The sequence below is a fragment of the Microbulbifer elongatus genome (assembly GCF_021165935.1).
In the GTDB taxonomy this organism is placed as follows: Bacteria; Pseudomonadota; Gammaproteobacteria; order Pseudomonadales; family Cellvibrionaceae; genus Microbulbifer; species Microbulbifer elongatus.
This window is the reverse complement of record NZ_CP088953.1, coordinates 3,049,750-3,069,415: the sequence shown is the minus strand read 5'-3', so window position 1 is coordinate 3,069,415 and position 19,666 is coordinate 3,049,750. Positions and strand designations below refer to the sequence as shown.

General features: G+C 58.0%; 17 protein-coding genes. 11 read left to right on the top strand and 6 right to left on the bottom strand.

The genetic code is table 11. From position 1 onward, the window contains the following. Positions 1-43 precede the first annotated feature (43 nt). The 3 genes from LRR79_RS12605 (at position 44) to LRR79_RS12595 (ending at position 1,941) form a co-directional block, all read left to right on the top strand. On the top strand, positions 44-943 hold the full coding sequence (locus tag LRR79_RS12605; protein ID WP_231757554.1) for a DUF6249 domain-containing protein: 900 nt from the start codon (positions 44-46) through the stop codon (positions 941-943). 13 nt (positions 944-956) lie between these two features. Then, on the top strand, positions 957-1,511 hold the full coding sequence (locus tag LRR79_RS12600; protein WP_231757553.1) for a sigma-70 family RNA polymerase sigma factor: 555 nt from the start codon (positions 957-959) through the stop codon (positions 1,509-1,511). Between the two features lie 67 nt (positions 1,512-1,578). Further along, a complete protein-coding gene (locus tag LRR79_RS12595; protein ID WP_231757552.1) occupies positions 1,579-1,941 on the top strand; it encodes a hypothetical protein in 363 nt (120 codons plus the stop codon). 55 nt (positions 1,942-1,996) lie between these two features. On the opposite strand, the gene LRR79_RS12590 is transcribed toward LRR79_RS12595, so the two are convergent. Further along, complete coding sequence (locus tag LRR79_RS12590; protein WP_231760025.1) at positions 1,997-2,527, bottom strand: LEA type 2 family protein; 531 nt, start codon at positions 2,525-2,527, stop codon at positions 1,997-1,999. A 377-nt stretch (positions 2,528-2,904) separates the two neighbouring features. Between LRR79_RS12590 and LRR79_RS12585 the strand changes: the two genes are divergently transcribed. Next, the gene (locus tag LRR79_RS12585; protein ID WP_231757551.1) at positions 2,905-3,828 is read left to right on the top strand and encodes a 2OG-Fe(II) oxygenase; all 924 of its coding nucleotides are present in this window, start codon (positions 2,905-2,907) and stop codon (positions 3,826-3,828) included. Positions 3,829-3,840: 12 nt separating this feature from the next. Continuing rightward, on the top strand, positions 3,841-4,833 hold the full coding sequence (locus tag LRR79_RS12580; RefSeq protein ID WP_231757550.1) for a mechanosensitive ion channel family protein: 993 nt from the start codon (positions 3,841-3,843) through the stop codon (positions 4,831-4,833). Position 4,834: 1 nt separating this feature from the next. Here the strand turns inward: LRR79_RS12580 and maiA are convergent, their stop codons facing one another. Further along, complete coding sequence (gene maiA / locus LRR79_RS12575) at positions 4,835-5,482, bottom strand: maleylacetoacetate isomerase (RefSeq protein WP_231757549.1); 648 nt, start codon at positions 5,480-5,482, stop codon at positions 4,835-4,837. A 329-nt stretch (positions 5,483-5,811) separates the two neighbouring features. Between maiA and LRR79_RS12570 the strand changes: the two genes are divergently transcribed. From LRR79_RS12570 to LRR79_RS12550, 5 genes are all read left to right on the top strand, one after another. Beyond that, positions 5,812-6,345, top strand: coding sequence for a MarR family winged helix-turn-helix transcriptional regulator (locus tag LRR79_RS12570; RefSeq protein WP_051686858.1), 534 nt, complete (start codon positions 5,812-5,814; stop codon positions 6,343-6,345). Between the two features lie 95 nt (positions 6,346-6,440). Further along, complete coding sequence (locus LRR79_RS12565; protein WP_231757548.1) at positions 6,441-7,637, top strand: amino acid aminotransferase; 1,197 nt, start codon at positions 6,441-6,443, stop codon at positions 7,635-7,637. Positions 7,638-7,675: 38 nt separating this feature from the next. After that, on the top strand, positions 7,676-9,100 hold the full coding sequence (locus tag LRR79_RS12560) for a class II 3-deoxy-7-phosphoheptulonate synthase (protein WP_231757547.1): 1,425 nt from the start codon (positions 7,676-7,678) through the stop codon (positions 9,098-9,100). Between the two features lie 63 nt (positions 9,101-9,163). Then, positions 9,164-9,841 carry a glutathione S-transferase family protein gene (locus LRR79_RS12555; RefSeq protein WP_231757546.1) on the top strand — a complete coding sequence of 226 codons (678 nt, stop codon included), beginning with the start codon at positions 9,164-9,166 and terminating at the stop codon, positions 9,839-9,841. 377 nt (positions 9,842-10,218) lie between these two features. Then, positions 10,219-12,453 carry a M3 family metallopeptidase gene (locus tag LRR79_RS12550; RefSeq protein ID WP_231757545.1) on the top strand — a complete coding sequence of 745 codons (2,235 nt, stop codon included), beginning with the start codon at positions 10,219-10,221 and terminating at the stop codon, positions 12,451-12,453. Between the two features lie 60 nt (positions 12,454-12,513). On the opposite strand, the gene LRR79_RS12545 is transcribed toward LRR79_RS12550, so the two are convergent. Then, entirely contained in the window at positions 12,514-12,996 is a 483-nt protein-coding gene (locus LRR79_RS12545; RefSeq protein WP_231757544.1) for an Lrp/AsnC family transcriptional regulator, read from the bottom strand. A gap of 223 nt (positions 12,997-13,219) precedes the next feature. Here LRR79_RS12545 and LRR79_RS12540 point away from each other — a divergent pair, with 223 nt between their 5' ends. Then, on the top strand, positions 13,220-16,744 hold the full coding sequence (locus LRR79_RS12540) for an indolepyruvate ferredoxin oxidoreductase family protein (RefSeq protein ID WP_231757543.1): 3,525 nt from the start codon (positions 13,220-13,222) through the stop codon (positions 16,742-16,744). 43 nt (positions 16,745-16,787) lie between these two features. On the opposite strand, the gene LRR79_RS12535 is transcribed toward LRR79_RS12540, so the two are convergent. The 3 genes from LRR79_RS12535 to LRR79_RS12525 form a co-directional block, all read right to left on the bottom strand. Beyond that, entirely contained in the window at positions 16,788-18,092 is a 1,305-nt protein-coding gene (locus LRR79_RS12535) for an IS4 family transposase (protein WP_407665250.1), read from the bottom strand. Between the two features lie 141 nt (positions 18,093-18,233). Next, on the bottom strand, positions 18,234-18,929 hold the full coding sequence (locus LRR79_RS12530; protein WP_231757541.1) for a ChrR family anti-sigma-E factor: 696 nt from the start codon (positions 18,927-18,929) through the stop codon (positions 18,234-18,236). An 18-nt stretch (positions 18,930-18,947) separates the two neighbouring features. After that, positions 18,948-19,568 carry a sigma-70 family RNA polymerase sigma factor gene (locus LRR79_RS12525; RefSeq protein ID WP_231757540.1) on the bottom strand — a complete coding sequence of 207 codons (621 nt, stop codon included), beginning with the start codon at positions 19,566-19,568 and terminating at the stop codon, positions 18,948-18,950. Positions 19,569-19,666 lie beyond the last annotated feature (98 nt).

The window sequence follows — 19,666 nt, the reverse complement described above, 5'->3', positions numbered from 1 at the left end:
ACCTCCTGCTTTGCCTCAGATCAGTAAGAGCGAGACAACACCAATGAGAGCGAATGAATCCAAGCAACGTGGCCCGCTGAATATCTGGGCTCTGGTCCTGGCAGCCGCCGTGGGAATGGGCGCTTCGGGTGGCCTGCAGGCCCAGGAAGAAGAGGCGGTTGCGCCGCAGCCGCCGACGCCGCCGGCCCCCGCGATCGAGCCCAGGCCGGTGGAGAAAGAGGTGACCAAACAGGTGCGCATCCTGCGCCAGGACGACGGTACCCTGCGCATCCACACTCGGGATGAGAATGGCGAAAACGCCGATGTCGAGATTGATCTCGGCGAGGCCTTCGGCGGCAAGGTGACCCAGCGGATTTACGAAAAGCTGGAGGAAAAGGGCATTCTCGACGAGAAGGGCCTTGTGGTAGAGCAGGCGCTGGATTCGGTGCCGCGCAATATCAGCATCGGCATCAAGGCGGACATGGAGCGTGCCGAGCGCATCCGGGAGCGCGCGGAACGGGCGCGGGAGCATGCGGAGCGCATGCACGAGCGCGCTTACGTGGAGGTTCGTGAAGACAAGGTCAGAGAGCAGCGCTCGGGAGGGCCGGATATGGACTGGTTGATTGGCATTGTGGCGATCATCGCCGTGTTCGGCACGCCGATCCTGATCGTGTGGATGGTGACCCGCAATAACTATCGCAAGAAGCAGTTGTTGATGGAGAACATCAACCGCATGGTCTCCGAAGGCCGGGATATTCCGCCGGAGCTGCTGGACGCCATGGACCGGGAGGGCACCAATACCACCAAAGACCGGGGAATTACCCTGATCGCTGTCGGCGCCGCCGTGTTTATCTGGCTTTCGATTTCTGCTGGTGTGGATGTGGGAAGCCTCGGCCTGATCCCGCTGTTTATTGGGGTCGCCCGCTACGTCAACTGGAAGCACGACCAAAAACAGGCGGGTTAAGGGCAACCGATAGATGAACCTCGATGATGGGGATCTGATCAGGCGCGTCGTAGAAGACGGAGACCAGCGGGCCTATGCCCAGCTGGTTCGTCGCTATCAGTCACAGCTGCGTTTCTCGCTCCGTCAGCTGTGTGATGGCGACCAGGGTCTGGCCGACGATATGGCGCAGGAGGCTTTTATCAAGGCCTACAAGGCGCTGCCTGCGTTTCGTGGGGATGCACGGTTCAGCACCTGGCTGTACCGCATTGCCTACAATCTGGTCATGAGTCACAAGCGCAAAAATGCCCCGGTGGTGGACCAGGAGGCGGTGGATAGCGCTCAGGCCCAGGAAAGCGTCGAAGAAGCGCAGCAGCTGGGGATGGCCAGGGATCTGAATTCGGCTATGGGGGAATTGAGTGACGCCCAGAGGCAGGCGGTGCACCTGTGTATGCAGCGCGGCTTTTCCCACGAGGAGGCGGCAAGCATTATGAAGTTGCCGCTGGGCACGGTAAAATCCCACGTCAATCGCGCACGGTCAAAGCTGCAATCGCTGCTGCAGGCCTGGCGGGAGGAGGTAGTCAGTGGCTGATTTCGACAGACAGTCAAAAGATTCGCAAAACGGCAATTCCCAGCAAGTGTGGGGTGGATCGGACGGTATGGTAGTCAAAAACGGTGTTGTACACGCCGCCGGGCCCGTGGGCGACGGCGAGCCGGACTTCGACACCTGGTTGTCCCAGCAGCTGCAATTCAGTGAGCCGCATCTGGACGATGAGGGTTTCTGTGAGCGGGTGATGGCCGAGTTGCCACCGGTACCGGCCAAACGCGCTGAGCGCCGTGCCACACGTTACCAGTATGCAGCCGTAGTGCTGGCCTCGGCGATTGTCTGCTGGCAATTCCCACTGCGGGAAGTGCTGGTGGCAGCGGCCGAACAGAGTATCAGCCTGTACAGCCTGGTGGGCCTTGGGATCCTGGGGTCCCTGGTGGCGATGACCGGCGGTATAATGGCCGCCCGCCGCTGATGGGCGGGCATCTCTTCCGGGGAGACGTTTCTGGTCTCCCACATTCTGCTGCCGCTCAGTTCTGATACTGGTTGAGGCGCAACTCCCCGCGCTTCGAAACCCGTATCGCCGGCAGGATCGACTTCTGCAGTCCCAGCTTTGCTTCGAGTTCATAGGGCACCGTGTTTCCCTGCAACCGCACCAGTTCTGTCATCGCCATGATCGACCCCATCAGGTTGGCGGATGCGTCCACCACAATGGCCTCCTGTCCGTAGGCCGGGATCACCGGGAGACTGTTGGAGGTGCCGGTGATCACCTTGTGTCCCGCCAGCTTCAGGGTGTAATACAGCCCGGATAGGGCAAGCGCACTGTCGTTGGGGTTGAAGACCCGCAAGTGGATACGAAAGCGCAGATCGCCACTGTGATTATTCGGCAATGGCTCCACCGCGGTGACCTGAACATCCGGTTTCTCGAAGTTCGGCGACAGAGACGCGCACCCCTGAATCAGCATCAGTGGTAACAGCAGCAGGACAACCCACGGTGTGAGCAATCTGGGGGTGATTCTGCGCGCGCGGCCCGGTGTCCGGTGGCTTTTCCTGCCCAACATGGTATTCAATGCGTACTCCTTGAGAAATTCCGAAACTCAGCTAGGGAACCTCTGATCAAGTCCGTGATGCCTCAGGCTTTCAGAGCGGTTCATAATCAAGGCGTGGCTTCGCAGGAATGTCTAGACCTTTCGAGAAGTCGCAACGCAGAGTGTGAACCGCTCTGAAAGCCCCTCCGGGCGCGACCTGAAGGCAGCATCTGCTGCGTTGCAGCCCTTGTAAAGGACCGGGCCATTCACTGCGTGCTGCGCCTAACAGCTACTACCTTCAGGTTACGCTGAGGCATTACGGACTTGATCAGAGGTTCCCTAGCAAGCCTAACCATCTGTGAGGCCGAGCGCTATACTCATGTGATCGTTTGGATGGGCAGGGATCGCCAATGGAGTTTGCAGAGCTTCAACCAGAACTACAGCAGTGGATCCGCAATGCGGTAAAGAGTGGGCACCATCTCTCGGTCATGGTGGATGCGCTGCTGAAGGCCGGCTACCAGCCGGGAATCTCCCAGGCCGTAGAGCAATGCATTGTTGATCACGGGGTGGGCCTCCGGGAACCCGACGGCGCGCCCGGCCGGTCCGCCAAAGCGCAGCATCCGGCCTCCGCACCCTGGGTGACCACCCCGGGGAGCGAAAAGCACGCACGTTTTCACCAGTTTGCCGCGGACGGCAATCAGATAGATGTGGGCGACCGCCAGGTAGAAGTCCGCTTCGCCATGAAAAGGCCGAACATCGTCCTGTTTGCCAATCTCCTGTCAGACAGCGAGTGCGATGCACTGGTCGAGATGTCGAAACCCAACCTGCAACCCTCGCGGGTGGTGAATTCCGACCGGGGATCTTTCGATCTGAGGGATACCCGCACCAGCTCGGGAACCCACTTCCGTCGCGGTGAAACCCCCATGATCTCCGCAATCGAAGCGCGAATCGCACGGCTTCTGGCGGTACCCGAGGCGCGCGGTGAGCCGCTGCAGATCCTGAACTATCAGGTGGGCGCGGAATATCGCCCACATTACGACTTTTTCAATCCGGAAAAGCCCGGCAACCACGGTGTTCTGTGCTCCGGCGGGCAGCGCATCGGCACGCTCATCATGTACCTCAATGATGTGACATCTGGTGGCGCTACGGTATTTCCCCGTGTGGGGCTGGATGTACTGCCGCAAAAGGGTGCGGGGCTGTTTTTTTCCTACACCAGCGACGGGGGAGCGTTGGACTACCAGACACTGCATGGCGGCAGTCCGGTTGTTGCCGGGGAGAAGTGGATTGCGACCAAGTGGCTGCGTATGCAGGATTACACGTCCGGCGCATCCTGACGGGACCTGGCCATGCTCCGAATGCTCATAGACCGGGTGCTGGTTCAGAATCCACCGGTGGATCCGGATAAGGCCAAAGAGCTGGCGGATTCCCTGGAACTCGCCAAAGTCGCCCCCTCGTCATTCAGTGAAGTGGTCGATACCGTATCCGAGTCTCTGCTGAATATCTGGCAGGGTTTTCTTGCGCATATCCCGTTTTTTGCCGCCAGCGTAGTGATGCTGCTACTGACCTGGTTGGTTGCCACCGTGGTCGGCAAATTCGCCCGCCGCTTTGCCAGAAAAACCACACAACGCCCATCGCTGCAAGACCTGCTGGTGCGCCTGGTGCGTATCTTTATCTGGGTTATCGGTCTGCTGTTTACCGCAATGGTGCTGTTTCCCGGGCTGACCCCCGCGAAGGCACTGGGGGGACTGGGACTGTTGTCGGTGGCGGTGGGGCTGGCATTCAAGGATATCTTCGAGAACTTTTTCGCCGGCATCCTGATTCTGTGGCGGTTTCCGTTCGAGGCCGGGGACGTGATTGAGTGTGAAAATGTATCCGGCCGGGTAGAGGCGGTGGAGGTGCGCAACACCGCCATCCGGCGTACGACCGGGGAGCTGGTGATCGTTCCCAATCTGTTTCTATTCAAAAATCCCTGCGAGATTCTTACTGACCGCAACAAGCGTCGATTCACTATCAAGGTAGGTGTGGCCTATGGCGTGGATCTGGATGCTGCGGTGGGGGTGATCGAAGAGGCGGTAAGGGGCTGCGAACTGGTGCGGGACGATGAGCCTATCCAGGTCTTCCCCCACGCGTTTGCCGACAGCGGTATTGATATCGAGATTACCTGGTGGGCGGGCTCCACACCGTTGGAAGAGCGCAAGTCTCGCGGCCAGGTGGTGGCCGCGGTAAAACGCGCGCTGGACGCTGCAGGTATGGAAATTCCCTTCCCCTATCGGACCCTGACGTTCAAAGAACCGCTCTCTCTGGATGGCCCTGCTGCGCCGACATCGGCGCAGGGATGAATCAGAGCGTGCTGTCGGGCTGGTTTTCCGGGCGCGCCTTCTCGAACGCCGGCAGCGCGGCGCAGTCGGCGCCGATGCGCGCAATGGTCGGGTAATCGCTCACCGCGACACCAAATCGCTCTGCGCTGTAGATTTGTGGCACCAGGCAACACTCAAACAGACCGGGCGTTTCGCCGCCCACAAACGCGGTGCTCTGCGCGTTGAGCTGTGGGGCCAGCTGGGCCTCCAGTGCATCAAACCCCAGACCGATCCAGTGTCGTATCCACGCTACTTTCTGTTCGTCCGAGGCACCGAGTTCCGCTTGCAGATATTTCAGCACGCGCAGGTTCTGAACCGGCTGAATGTCGCAGGCGACGTTGTAGGCGAGGGCGCGAACACGTGCGCGGGCCAGCGCGCCATCGGGTAGCAGGGCGGGTTGCGGATGCTGTTCGTCGAGCCATTCCAGGATGGCCAGGGACTGGGTGAGCACCTGGCCGTCGTCAATCAATGCGGGCACCAGGCCCTGGGGGTTCAGGGACTTGTGCGGCTCTTCCTTCTGTTCGCCTTTCAGCAGATTTACCGGGCGGTATTGGTACTCGAGACCTTTCAGGTTCAGGGCAATGCGCACCCGATAGCTGGCGGAAGAGCGGAAGTATCCGTGAAGCTCCATATTCTGAATATCCTCAACGATGGGAAAGTCTTCTGTCTGAGGGTAGGGGGATGGCAGATGGCAAGCCCCATTGCCCGAGCAAACAGTTTGCGTAAACTTACAGCAAGGCTGACAAAAATGGCGTGAGACGCCGTATAATGCGCGGCCAATTTCGTTTGATGCTGTACAGGCGCATCAGGCTGGTGGGAAATTCACCAGTCGTGCGGCGCTCCCCGTCAGCGGCAGCACCCTGCCAGAAAAATTCCTGCGGCAGTGGTTACAATTGAAACCAATCTTAGTTACATTTGATATTTGGTACAACCGGATTCCTAGCAGGTACAAAGACCGCAATGACAAACGACACCACCAATAGTGAAACTCACAGCGAAACCGGGGCATTCAGTGACCCCATCGACGCTGTGCGTCCGGACGACCTGCGGTTGGAGAAGTTCCTGCCGTATCGTTTGTCGGTTCTGTCGAACCGGGTGAGTAACGCCATTGCGGATGCCTATAGCGCGCGCTTTGATCTCACCATTCCCGCCTGGCGGGTAATGGCCATTCTCGGCCGCTTTCCCAATCTCTCCGCCGCCGATCTGGTGGAGCAGACCGCGATGGACAAGGTGGCGATCAGCCGGGCCGTGTCCATTCTGATCAAGAATGACTATATCACCCGCAGTGAAGACCTCGCGGATCGCCGCCGTCAGGTACTGAACCTTTCTGAACTGGGGCGGGACGTGTACGAGCGGATCGTACCGCTGGCGCAGCAGTACGAGAACGACCTGATGGGGTCGCTCTCTGCGGATGAGCGGAATCAGCTCGACAGCATTATCGAAAAGCTGATGGCGCGTGCGCAGGATTGGGCGAATCGCGGCCTGATCGACTGATCCGTTTTTCTTCAGCCATTGTTAAATTCATTTAACCGACTTCACTTGTCGGTGTACGGTTGTGCGTACACCGGCCGCAAATTTCAGGAGTGACCATGTTTGACCACCTGAGCAGCCTGCCTGCGGACCCCATTCTCGGCCTGCTGGCCACCTATCGTGCCGACGATAACCCGCGCAAGATTGATCTGGGGGTGGGTGTCTATAAAGATGAAGCGGGCCACACGCCGGTATTACAGGCGGTGAAGGAAGCGGAAACCCGCCTGCTGCGCAGTGAAGAGACCAAAGCCTATGTCGGCCCGGCGGGCACGCCCGGTTTCAATAGCGCCATGCAGGAACTGGTGCTCGGTGCAGGGCACCCGGCTCTGGTTGGCAACCGTGTGCGCTCCGCGCAGACGCCCGGCGGCTGCGGCGCACTGCGCGTCCTGGCGGAGTTCGCCAATCGAGCCAAAGAGCACGCCACCATCTGGGTGAGCGACCCCACCTGGGCGAATCACGTTCCGCTGCTGGGAAATGCCGGCCTACAGATCAAGAGCTACCCGTATTACGATCGCGCCACCAGCAGCCTCAAGTTCGATGAAATGGTGGAAACCCTGAAGAACGTCGGGGAGGGGGAGCTGGTTCTTTTTCACGCCTGCTGCCACAACCCTTGTGGTGCTGACCTGAGCCGCGAACAGTGGCAGGTTCTGGCAGAAATGGCCCAGAGACAGGGGTTTACCCCGTTTATCGATATGGCGTACCAGGGTTTCGGCGACAGTCTGGATGCCGATGCTTACGGGCTGCGGCTGATGGCGGAGTCGGTACCGGAAATGCTGGTCGCTGCCTCCTGCTCGAAAAACTTTGGCCTGTATCGCGAACGTGTGGGGATGGCCATGGCCATCTACCGTGACGCAGACGCCGCGGACCGCGGCCAAAGCCAGATGTTGAATGTCGTGCGGGGCAACTATTCCATGCCGCCCAACCACGGCGGCGCCATCGTTGAATCCATCCTGACGGATGCCGGCCTGCGGGCAAACTGGGAGGCGGAGCTGACGGAAATGCGCGAGCGTATCAACAGCCTGCGCTCAGGACTGGTGGACAGTCTGGAGAAAGCCGGTGCGGTGGGGGACTTCCACTTTATTCAGCAGCAGAAGGGCATGTTCTCATTTCTCGGCATTACTCCAGAACAGGTTCAGAAGCTGCAACAGGATTATTCTATTTATATGGTAGATTCCAGCCGTATCAGTATTGCGGGTCTGAGCCAGAGTAATATGTCGTATTTCTGTGAGTCCGTTGCTGAAGTGTTAGAGTCCTGATCACAGGGTACATTCATCGATTTAAGAGTTAGCCGAAAATGGAAGTTGAGGTAGAAGCCACCGTGTCCGAATCACAGGAGTCGAAGTCCCAGAGCGAATCACTGGCAAAACCCTGGGACCCTGCCAGCTGGCGCCAGCGTACCGCGCACCAGCAGCCAAAATATCAGTCACAACGCGATGTACAGGCGGTTGAGGCTCAGTTGGCGGGGTATCCGCCGCTGGTGTTTGCGGAAGAGGCCCGGGAGCTTCGCCGGCAGTTGGCCGACGTCGCCGAAGGCAAGGCATTTTTGCTGCAGGGCGGTGATTGCGCCGAGTCTTTTGCGGATTTCAATGCCAATCGTATTCGTGACACTTTCAAAGTGCTGCTGCAGATGGCGGTCGTGCTGACCTTTGCCGGCAACCTGCCGGTGGTGAAAGTCGCGCGTATGGCGGGGCAGTATGCCAAGCCGCGCTCCGCTGATACTGAAACGGTTGGTGGGATTGAGTTACCCAGCTATCGGGGCGATATCATCAATGGTATCGACTTCACCGAGCAGGCGCGGGTACCGGATCCCCAGCGGATGCTGACCGCCTACAACCAGTCTGCTGCGACGCTGAATTTGCTGCGCGCTTTCGCGCAGGGCGGCCTCGCGGATCTGCACCAGGTGCACGCCTGGAATCTGAGCTACCTGGAAAACAATCCCCAGCGCGATCGCTACCTGCAACTGGCAGAGCGCCTGCAGGACGCTCTGGAGTTTATGGCAGTATGCGGTGTGAACTCGGCAAATACGCCGGCGATTCGCGAGACTACCCTGTACACCTCGCACGAGGCGCTGTTGCTCAATTACGAGCAGGCACTTACACGCACCGACAGCCTGACCGGCAAATGGTACGACTGCTCGGCACACATGCTGTGGATCGGTGAGCGCACCCGCCAGCTGGACGCGGCCCACGTGGAATTCCTGTCCGGCGTCTGGAATCCAATTGGGGTGAAAGTGGGACCGAATATGGCCACCGATGAGCTGATTCAGCTGATCGATCGCCTGAACCCGAATAATGAACCGGGACGACTGACGCTGATCACCCGCATGGGGGCGGACACGCTGGGTGACAAGCTTCCGGCGCTGGTGCGGGCCGTGGAGAAGGAGGGGCGCTCTGTCGTGTGGAGTACCGACCCGATGCACGGCAATACCGAGAAGGCCTCCAGTGGTTTCAAGACGCGTAATTTCGACAATATCCTGCGGGAAATCCGCGATTTCTTTGCAGTGCATCGTGCCGAGGGTACGCATCCTGGTGGTATCCACCTGGAGATGACCGGCCAGCATGTGACCGAGTGTACCGGCGGTGCCTGGGATATTTCTGAGGCGGATCTGGCCAGCTGCTATCGCACTCAATGTGATCCGCGGTTGAACGCCGACCAGGTGCTTGAGCTGGCTTTCTGCATTTCCGAAATGCTGCGGGACGGTCGAAACGGGAAGGCGTGAATCCGGCACCGCTGAGGAGCAGGGAAGGGCACGAGAACGATCAAGGGAAAAGGAACTAGATTGATGCAGCTTTATATCGGCAACAAAAACTATTCGTCCTGGTCTCTGCGGCCGTGGTTGCTGGCAACACAGCTGCAGATTCCCTTTGAGGAAGTTCTGGTGCCTTTTGATGAGGGTGGGAGTTGGGACAAGTTTCGTGCCTTTTCTCCCACCGGCCTGGTGCCCTGTCTGGTAGATGGCGACGTCACTGTATGGGATTCTCTGGCGATTACAGAATACCTTTACGAGTCCCACCCATCGGTGTGGCCTGCGGATAAAGCGGCCCGGGCCTGGGCCCGGTGCGCGGCTGCAGAAATGCATGCGGGCTTTTTTGCCTTGCGTAATCAATGCAGTATGAACTGCGGTGTAACCGTATCCCTGCACCAGATCGATAGCGCCCTGCAGAAAGACCTCACCCGTCTGGAAGAATTGTGGCGTCAGGGGCTGGAACGTTTTGACGGCCCCTTCCTGGCCGGTGATCAATTTACCGCGGTGGATGCATTTTTTGCCCCGGTGGTCTTCCGCCTGTTTGGTTACCAGCTGACATTGGGTGAGGATGCCATGGCATATGCCGCGCATATGCGCGAGCTGCCCGCAATGCAGGCGTGGCTGCGTGACGCCATCCGCGAGCCCTGGCGGGAAGTGAGCCATGACCAGGAGCTGCTGGCCGTAGGTGATATCGTCGAAGACCGTAGAATCTGAGGGGCGCAAGCCCCGTATTCTTTCCCTTCGCGGGTAGGCTGCCCGCCTTCCACCCGCACCCCAAAATTCAACTCTCCCGCCAATCTCGAGCATCCGTGCCCAGCGGCTGACTGCGGCCCCAATGTATACCTCTGCTTAGAGTTAAAAGAATACACGTAATAAGTCGTTATCAATTAATCAAGTATCCCTGGCGCAGTGGAACTGACCGAAATGTTGGTCAGCAATGGGGGATTGTGCTGCCATTTTTATGCTGAGCCGACGGGAATCGGTAGCATGTGGTGCCATCGTAGATACATCTAAAAACGCGGGGTACACTCGGTCACACCGAAATCTAATAACAAATTTCAGATCACCATATAGATACGAGGATCGAGTCGATGCGTCAAACGTTGATCGCCATATCCATTACCGCTGCCCTGGCTGCGGTAGCGGGGTGCAGCAAAGAGTCCGAGCAGGCGGTATCCGCCAATCCATCAGAGCAGGCGAGTGCCTCGACGGATGTGGTTGCGGACGTCGTCAGTAATAATTCGTTACTGGCGGAGTGGACCGGCCCCTACGGCGGGGTGCCGGCGTTCGACAAGATGAAGATCGAGGACCTGAAGCCCGCGCTGGAATACGGCATGGCACAGAATCTGGCGGAAATTGAAAAGATTGCCAATAACCCGGAAGCACCGACGTTTGCCAATACCATCGAGGCCATGGAACGCAGCGGCAAAGCGCTGAGCCGGGTATTTACCTACTGGGGTATCTGGAGCAGTAACATGTCCACCCCGGAGTTCCGCGCCGTGCAAGCGGAGATGGCACCGAAGCTTTCTGCATTCAATTCAAAGATCATACAGAACGACAAGCTGTTTCAGCGTGTGAAGGCGGTGTTTGACGCGCGCGATACCTCTGATCTGAACGCAGAGCAGAAACGCGTGGTTGAGCTGGTATACGATGAGTTTGCCACCAACGGCGCCACCCTCTCCGGGGACGCGAAAAAGCGCTACGCGGAAATCAATACCCGCCTCGCCGAGCTGCACACCCGGTTCGCCAACAACGTGCTGGCTGATGAGGAAGGCTACGATCTTTTCCTGACGGAAGACCAGCTCGCCGGCTTGCCCGAATCCTTCGTCAAAGCTGCAGCTTCCATGGCGGAGGAAAAAGGCCAGAAGGGCAAGTATGCGATCAAGAATACACGCTCTTCCATGGATCCGTTCCTCACTTATTCGGAAGATCGTGCACTGCGCGAAAAGGTCTGGACCAATTATTACAGTCGCGGCGATAACGGCGATGAGCACGACAATAATGCGATCATCGCGGAAATCCTGCAACTGCGTGATGAGCGTGTAGCGCTGCTCGGATTCGACAACTACGCGGAATGGCGGCTGCAAAACCGAATGGCGAAAAATCCGCAAAATGCCATCGACCTGATGGAAGCGGTGTGGCCTGCAGCGGTTGCCCGCGTGCATGAAGAAGTGGCGGATATGCAGGCGGTTGCCGATGCGGAGAACGCCGGTATCAAGATTCAGCCGTGGGATTACCGCTTTTATGCCGAAAAGGTCCGCAAGGCGAAGTACGATCTGAATTCCGATGAGGTGAAGCAGTACCTGCAACTGGATAAGTTGCGCGAGGGTATGTTCTTTGTTGCCGGTGAACTGTTCAATTTTGCGTTTACCCCAGTGGAAGAGGGCACCGTGCCGGTATTCCACGAAGATGTGAACGTATGGGAAGTCACCGATAAGACCACCGGCGAACATATCGGCCTGTGGTATCTGGACCCGTTCGCGCGCACCGGCAAGCGCTCTGGCGCCTGGGCGAGTATGTACCGGGATCACACCACCTTCGATGGTAAAGAAACCGTACTGGCATCCAACAACTCCAACTTTATCAAGGGTGCGCCGGGCGAGCCTGTACTTGTTGGCTGGGACGACGCGGAAACCTTTTTCCACGAGTTCGGTCACGCGCTACACTTCCTTGCGTCCAACGTAAGCTACCCCACGCTCAATGGCGGTGTGCGGGATTACACGGAGTTCCAGTCACAGCTGCTGGAGCGTTGGTTGAGCACTGATCCCATCATCGACAATTATCTGGTGCACTATAAAACCGGTGAGCCGATTCCAGCCGAGCTGGTTGCCAAGATCAAACAGGCGGCGAATTTTAATCAGGGTTTCGCAACCACCGAATATCTGGCTTCTGCGCTGGTCGATATGAAGTTGCACACCACCGACCCGAAGGGCATTGATCCGGACAAGTTTGAACGGGAAACGCTCGAGGCACTGGGTATGCCGTCTGAATTGGTGATGCGCCACCGCACACCGCACTTCGGGCATATCTTTTCTGGTGAAGGTTACTCAGCGGGGTACTACGGCTACATGTGGGCAGATGTGCTGACCTCTGATGCCTCTGAAGCCTTTGCCGAGGCCGATGGTGGTTTTTACGATAAGGACGTCGCGGCGAAGTTGGTGAAGTACCTGTTTGCGCCGCGCAACGCCATTGACCCGGCAGAAGCTTACCGGCTTTTCCGTGGTCGTGATGCTGGTATCGAGCCACTGATGCGTGATCGGGGCTTCCCGATTACCGGTTCAGATAGTGACAAACAAAGTGGGGCGACAACGGCTGCGGGAAATTAATCCTCCGGGCAGCAATGGAAAAGGCCGCGATGTGATTGCATCGCGGCCTTTTTTTATGGCTTATTTTTCGAGTAGCTGGTCCAGGGGCAGTTCGGTGCGATACCGGACCTGCTTCAGAGAGAAGCTGCTTTTGATATGGTCAATACCGGGTAGCTCCGTCAGTTTCTTGTCCAGAAATTCCTGGTAGGCGTGCAGGTTCGGTACCACCACTCGGAGCAGGTAGTCGAAATCACCGGTCATCAGGTAGCACTCCATCACCTCCGGCCACTGTCCGATGGTCGACTCAAAATCCTGCAGCTCTTTTTTGACCTGGTGATTCAGGGTCACCTGGATAAATACACTGACCGGCAAGCCGACTTTATCCGGCTCCAGCAGCGTCACTGCGCGCTTGATAAACCCCTGTTCGTGGAGGTTTTTTACCCGGCGTGAGCAGGGCGAGGGGGAAAGGCACACTTTTTCTGCCAGCTCGATATTGGGGATGGTGGCGTCTTCCTGGAGGATCTCCAGAATGTGCTTATCAATGGCATCCAGTAAATAGGCCATGGTGGTACCTGACAGTCTCGGTTGGTCTCAGGGCCCAATTATTGCAGAAATTTGATCGTATGTGGTGATTTGTGGCTGTCTGAAAGCGTAAAAGTGGTGATTTTGGTATGACCTGCCCGTATTCCCGGTGATAGTTTACGGGAAACAATAAACGGCGCGGTCCCATCGAATGTGACCGGCGCGGCGGTCGATGTAACCGACAGAACAGCGAAGGTACCCCACGATGGCGATGGTTGAAAGCGATCAGGAACTGGGCTTTGATAGCGAATACTCGCTGAAAGCTGCCTTTACCCGCGATAGCGGACGCGTATTTCTCACTGGTATAGACGCGCTTGTGCGGCTTCCGTTGATGCAGAAACGCGTCGATGAACAGGCGGGGCTGAATACCGCCGGGTTTATTTCTGGCTACCGCGGCTCGCCTCTGGGAGGGTACGACCAGTCACTATGGCGACACAAGCAGTTGCTCGCCGACCGCGATATCCATTTCGAGCCGGGTATCAATGAGGATCTGGGTGCCACCAATATCTGGGGTACCCAGCTGCTCGATCACTACCGTGCCCAGGCGACCCGCGATGGGGTATTTTCCATCTGGTATGGCAAGGGTCACGGTGTTGACCGCAGTGCGGATGTCTTTCGCCAGGCCAACATTCAGGGTACCTCCAGGCACGGTGGGGTTCTGGCACTGTGCGGCGATGATCACACCGCTGAATCGTCCATGTTCTCCCACAATACCGACCAGATTTTTGAGTCGGTGATGATGCCGCTGCTGTTTCCGGCAACAATCGATGAATATCTCACCCTTGGTCTTGCCGGTATCGCGCTGTCGCGATTCTCGGGGCTCTGGGTCGGCTTTAAAACGATTACGGAAACGGTGGAAGCGGGTGCGTCTATCGAGGTACCCGGCCTGCCGCGGTTTGTTCCGCCGAAGGACTTTCCGCTGCCCGCGCACGGCCTCAACTACGATCCCCACCTGAACTGGCCGGCGGAGCGGATGGAGTACGAGCGGCGAATGCTCGAAGAGCGGTTACCGGCGGCGCGGGCTTTCGCCTATGCCAACAAGCTCGATAAAAACCTGGTAGAGCCGCCTTGCCGGCGCTTCGGAATTGTCACGGTGGGCAAGGCCCACGGCGACCTGCTGGAAGCTCTGAAGCTGCTCAATCTGAGTGAACAGGATCTCGTTGAGGCTGGCATTGCCATTCGCAAGATCGCCATGAGCTGGCCGCTGGAGCCCCGCGGCATGTCTGAATTCGCCGACGGGTTGGAGCGGATTCTGGTGGTTGAAGAGAAACGCCCTCTGGTGGAAGACCAGATCAAGAATCTCCTGTACAGCTGGGAAGACACCCGCCGCCCGAAAGTCGTCGGCAAGAAAGACCTAGATGGCAATGACCTGCTGCCGGCGATCTGGGGCTTTGGCCCGGATCAAGTGGCCAGGGCGATTACCCGCTGGCTGGCGGATACCGCGCTTGCAGAAAAACTGGTGCCGCTGGCGGAAAAACTCGGCACCACTGTTCCGGGGAAAGCTACTGGGCTTCTGGCCCGTGAGCCGATTTTCTGTGCGGGCTGCCCGCACAACTCTTCGACCAAGCTGCCCGAAGGCAGTATCGGCAGTGCCGGTATTGGCTGCCATATCATGGCACTGGGTAAAGGTCTGCGCACGGACACATACTCCCACATGGGTGGGGAAGGCGCGCACTGGGTGGGCCTGCATCGGTTCTCCACGGATAAGCACATTTTCCAGAACATGGGGGATGGTACCTACAACCATTCCGGGCTGCTTGCCATCCGCCAGGCGGTGGCGAGTCGCATCAATATTACTTACAAAATTCTGCTGAACGACGCGGTGGCCATGACCGGTGGGCAGCCGACCGATGCGGAAGTCACCGTGCCCACGTTGTCGCGACAATTGATCGCAGAAGGGGTAGGGCGGGTGTGCCTGGTGAGCGAAAACCCGGACCACTGGCGGCAACACCGGGCGCAATTACCCGCTGCGCTGGAGATTTTTCATCGTGATGCACTGGATGATGTTCAGCGGCAACTGCGCGATACCGCCGGGGTGACGGCCATTATTTACGAGCAGGTATGCGCAGCAGAAAAACGCCGCCGCCGGAAAAAAGGCCAGATGGAAGACCCGTCACGCCGCCTGTTGATCAATCACCGTGTCTGCGAAGGCTGTGGTGACTGCAGTGTGCAGTCCAGCTGTATTGCGGTGGAACCACTGGAGACACCGTTCGGGCGTAAGCGGCAGGTCAATCAGTCCAGCTGTAACAAGGACATGCGTTGCGCAGACGGTTTCTGCCCGAGCTTTGTCCGCGTGGAAGGCGGCGAGCTGAAAAAGCCGGAAGTGAAGACACTGGCGCAAGCCATTGATGCGGCCTGCAACGATCTGCGGCCCGCGCCGGCCCCGCAACTGGATCAGACCGTCAATATTCTCGTGGCCGGTATCGGCGGCAGTGGAGTACTCACGGTTGCCGCGCTCTTGGGTATGGCCGCACACCTTGAGGACAAGGGCAGCACCACTTTGTACTTTACCGGGTTGTCGCAGAAGAACGGTGCTGTGGTGGCCCATGTCAAAGTCGGTCGTACACCGGCTGATATCACCACTGCCCGGATACGCGATGGCGCCGCGCATCTGGTGCTGGGCTGTGACATGGTGACCGCTGCCGCGCAGCGCAGCAAATTCGCCGAGGGAGAAATCAACGCGGTAGTGAACACCGCCGAGGTGCCGGTTGCAGCGTTTGTGCGTGACAACGACCTGGCGTTTCCTGCAGACGCCACCGCCGACAGTATCCGTTCGGTCGCGGGAGCGTATTTCGGGATTGATGCCAACCGCTACGCGGAATCCCTGTTTGGCGATACGGTTGCGGCAAACCTGATGATTTTGGGCTTCGCTTGCCAGAAGGGGGTATTGCCCGTGAGCGGTGCTGCCCTGGAGCGGGCGGTCACCCTCAATGGGGTCGCGGTGGAGAATAATCTGCGGGCATTCCGTGCTGGCCGGTTACTGGCGGAAACACCCGGCGCGATCGACCGGATCCTGACTCCGGCGCAAGTGGTGAAAATGGTAGAACCGATGGAAACCATCGATCAGTTGGTCGCACGGTTGTCGGCCGAACTGCGGGAGTACCAAAGCCCGGGGTACGCGCGCGCCTTCGAGCAGGCATTGAGCAGACTCCGCAGGGCAGAGGCTCGCATCAGTGGGTCCCGCTTCCCGGTAAGCCGCGCAGCCGCTCAAAGCCTGTTCAAGGCGATGGCGTACAAAGATGAGTACGAGGTCGCGCGGCTTTACAGTAGCGAAAGCTTCCAGCAACAGTTGCGTGAGACGTTTAGCGGCGATTACACCCTGAAGTTTCTGATGGCTCCGCCATTCCTTGCCCGCCCAAATGCCAGCGGCAGAATACGGAAAGTTACGCTGGGCGGCTGGATGCGCCGCGTTCTGCCCTGGCTGGCCAAAGGGAAAGTCCTGCGCGGTACACCGCTGGATGTCTTTGGGTACACGGCGGAGCGCCGCGGTGAGCGTCGCTGGGCGCGGGAGGTCCGGGAGACGGTGCTGCTGGTGGCCGGATCGCTATCGGTTGCAAATCAGGCACAGGCTGAAGAGTTACTTTTATTGCCACAGAAGGTGCGTGGCTATGGACATGTACGAGCCCGGAAAATGGATGAAGTTCTGCTGCGCTGGCGGGAGTTGCGCGCACGCTTCACGGATTCTGGTGCCGGTACTGAAATCGGCAATATGCTGACAGAGCGACACTGAGACCAGTCAGCTGAGAAAAAGCCCGGTTTTTCCGTAATGCTGTTCACTTAAGCGGAGCAGCACGACGATTCACCGGATAGCGGGTTTTGCTGATCTTTACCGTCCTCGGCCTAGAAGGCCGAGGACGGTCCTCTAAAAACAGGTTCCCAATCCCCGCCCTAAGCTCCGATAAGCGCGCTCCAGTCCTTGATAATGGCTGAGCCGCGGCCATGACAATCAGCTGCGCAGCAATATACTGGCATGCGAACTTAAAGCGTATCCTGGCTGGGTTTCCCCCGTGAGCGACCGCTGCCTGGCTTGCCTCTCGACGTATCACGTTGTACGCCAACAGTAGCCCCCACACTTCCTGATAAACCAGTTCCACGGTCTTGCTACGTAGGGTGACGGCGTTGTGCTGCATGGAACTTTTGATGTCACGGAAGCCGATTTCGATTTCCCAGCGCTCTTGGTAGAGCTTCGCGACGGCTTTAGTGCCGTAAGTATCTGCCGGTAGCGAGGTAAATACCGTTTTGTTTTTGCCATTATGCTTGTAGCTCACTGCTCGAACTTCCCAGTACTCGGGAAGGGCCGGATTGCGCTTCCGAGCCTGGGGGGAGACCTTCATTCGCAGTAGTCGATCATTTTTGTTGTAGACCTCCACTGTCTCACTGACCAGGCCTTTGCGCTCGGGGATCAGCCAGTGGCGTTGCGTGTTCTGATCCGCCCACCGCAGCAAAAGGTCTGCACTCCAAAAACCCTTATCAAACAGGGTTACGGAGGCTTCCGGCACCTGATTCATAAACTCATCGGCCAGGCGTATTTCGCTGCGTCGGTAAGGGCTTAGTTCTGCATTCAGAAGTACATGTGAACGTACGTTCATTAGAGCAATCAGGCGCATAAGAGGGTACGGAGTTTGCCGGTTTGTGCTCGTGTTACCGGAGCCAAAATGATCTCGCAGCTCAGGAGTATCTTGAGTGCGCAACAGCGCGCCATCGACAGCGAGAACTTGCAATCCTCGCCATTCATCTTCGGGGTAACGCTCATGTCCCCAGTGCCCCCCGGTACGTTGAAATAGCCACTGAACGGGGTTAGCACCAAGACGCTGTCGCGCCTTTGATACCCCGCTTGGGGCCAACAGGCTATCGTTCGCGAGCCCCTGAGCACAGATATTGAGCCTGCGGGCAACTTCTGAGACCGGTTCATTCCTGAACAGGGCCATGCCCAGCACGAGCCAGAGTACCTGATCGGCGGGAAGTCGACGGCGGCGAATAGTGGCTTGCGAGGATAACTGCAGAGCGGAATCCACCCATTCAACGGGAATGTTCTGGGTGAAGGTACTCAGGTCACAGAAGGACTGGAGGGCATCAATATCGAAGAGAGACTGCTGAAGAGACACAAAAAAATCCGGTTTCCTGATCTGAAAACCGGATTTTCCGGGGCCCCACCTTAGGCTGCAATGCTTAAGTGAACAGCCTTACGGTTTTTCCGGGCTTTTTCATGTCGGGCCAGTTTACTGAGGCTTGATGGACAAAAATGGATTGACGATTTTCCCGATAAGCCCCGTGAGAGCCACCGGGGCCTCCACCACGGATAGGCACAGACATTCCTGATCCTGTGTGGCGGTTGGACGGTGAACCTCTCCCGGCTCTCGCACCAGAAAGTCGCCCGGTGTATAAACGCCATCGGCATCGGAAAAGCTGCCGTACAGCACCATGGTGATTTCGCGGCCGCGGTGGTCGTGCTCCGCCACTTTGCTGCCGGGCGCGATGCGATGAAACGATACTTCACGTTCACTCTGTCCGGTTTTCAGGCGTGCTTCTTTCAATCCCTTGGACAGTCGACGCCACTGCAGCACCGGGTTATCCGCCAGCAACTTGCGCACTACAGGCGGTACCGAGGCAAAAATCGGGTCCCGCACAGGGCGAGTGCCGCGATCGGAATCCGGGCATCGCGTGTCCGCGGTTTCAGGCTGTTGATCAATGCGTTGCATCAGCTTGCTGAAAACATCGCCTTCTTCGCACACCAGCGATGGGGTCGGCGTTGCTGAGGCGAGAAGGTTGCCGCCAACACCGTTGAGTAATTTCAGTTGAGCCGCACACTGCGGGCACAGCTGAATATGTGCGGCAACCACCAGACTGTGCGCCCAGTTGAGGCTGCCGCTGGCGTATTCCAGCAATAAATTGTTGTCGGGATGGTGGTGAATCATACTCCCTGGCTGACCTCTTTACCTGGAAATGGTGCTTTGAAGTTTTTTGAGGGCAAGGCGCACCCGGGATTTGACGGTACCCAGTGGCAGGCCCAACTCCTCGGATATTTCGCTGTGGGATTTACCCTCCACGTACGCCTTTTCAATAACGTGACTCTGTTCTGGTGGCAGTGACTCCAGTCCCGCGGCGATGGCGTGCTGGTTGCGCGTCTGCTGCAGAAATACCAGCGGTTGCTCGTCCTGACTGTCGTCCCAGATATCTTCCACGTTCAGACTTTCATCGGTCGCCGGCTGACGACTGCTCTTGCGCAGAGCGTCGATGCGACAGTTCCGCATGATGGTAAATACCCAGGTACTCGCCGCCGCCTTCTCCGGTCGGTAGGTGGGCGCCTTGGTCCATACTCGGAACATGACTTCCTGTACCAGCTCATCCGCCGCTTCGGGGGCCGAACTCTGGCCGCCACGACTGAACTGAAAGCCTCGGATTAACGGTGCGAAATGACCGAATAGGCGCTCGAACGCCTGTCGGTCCCGGTCGCGTCCTACGCGCACCAGAAGGCCGCTCCATTCATCGTCTCTTTTCTGGTCAGTTACCTGCACGCTGCTGGCTCCGCCCTGATTGGGTTTGGTTGCGGCCATGATAGCTAAACCGGCCTCCGTTTTCTGCCTGACGGTTATTCTGTGGTCGTTGTTACGCAGGCGGCCACGGAATGGATCACAGCGGCTCATAATACGTG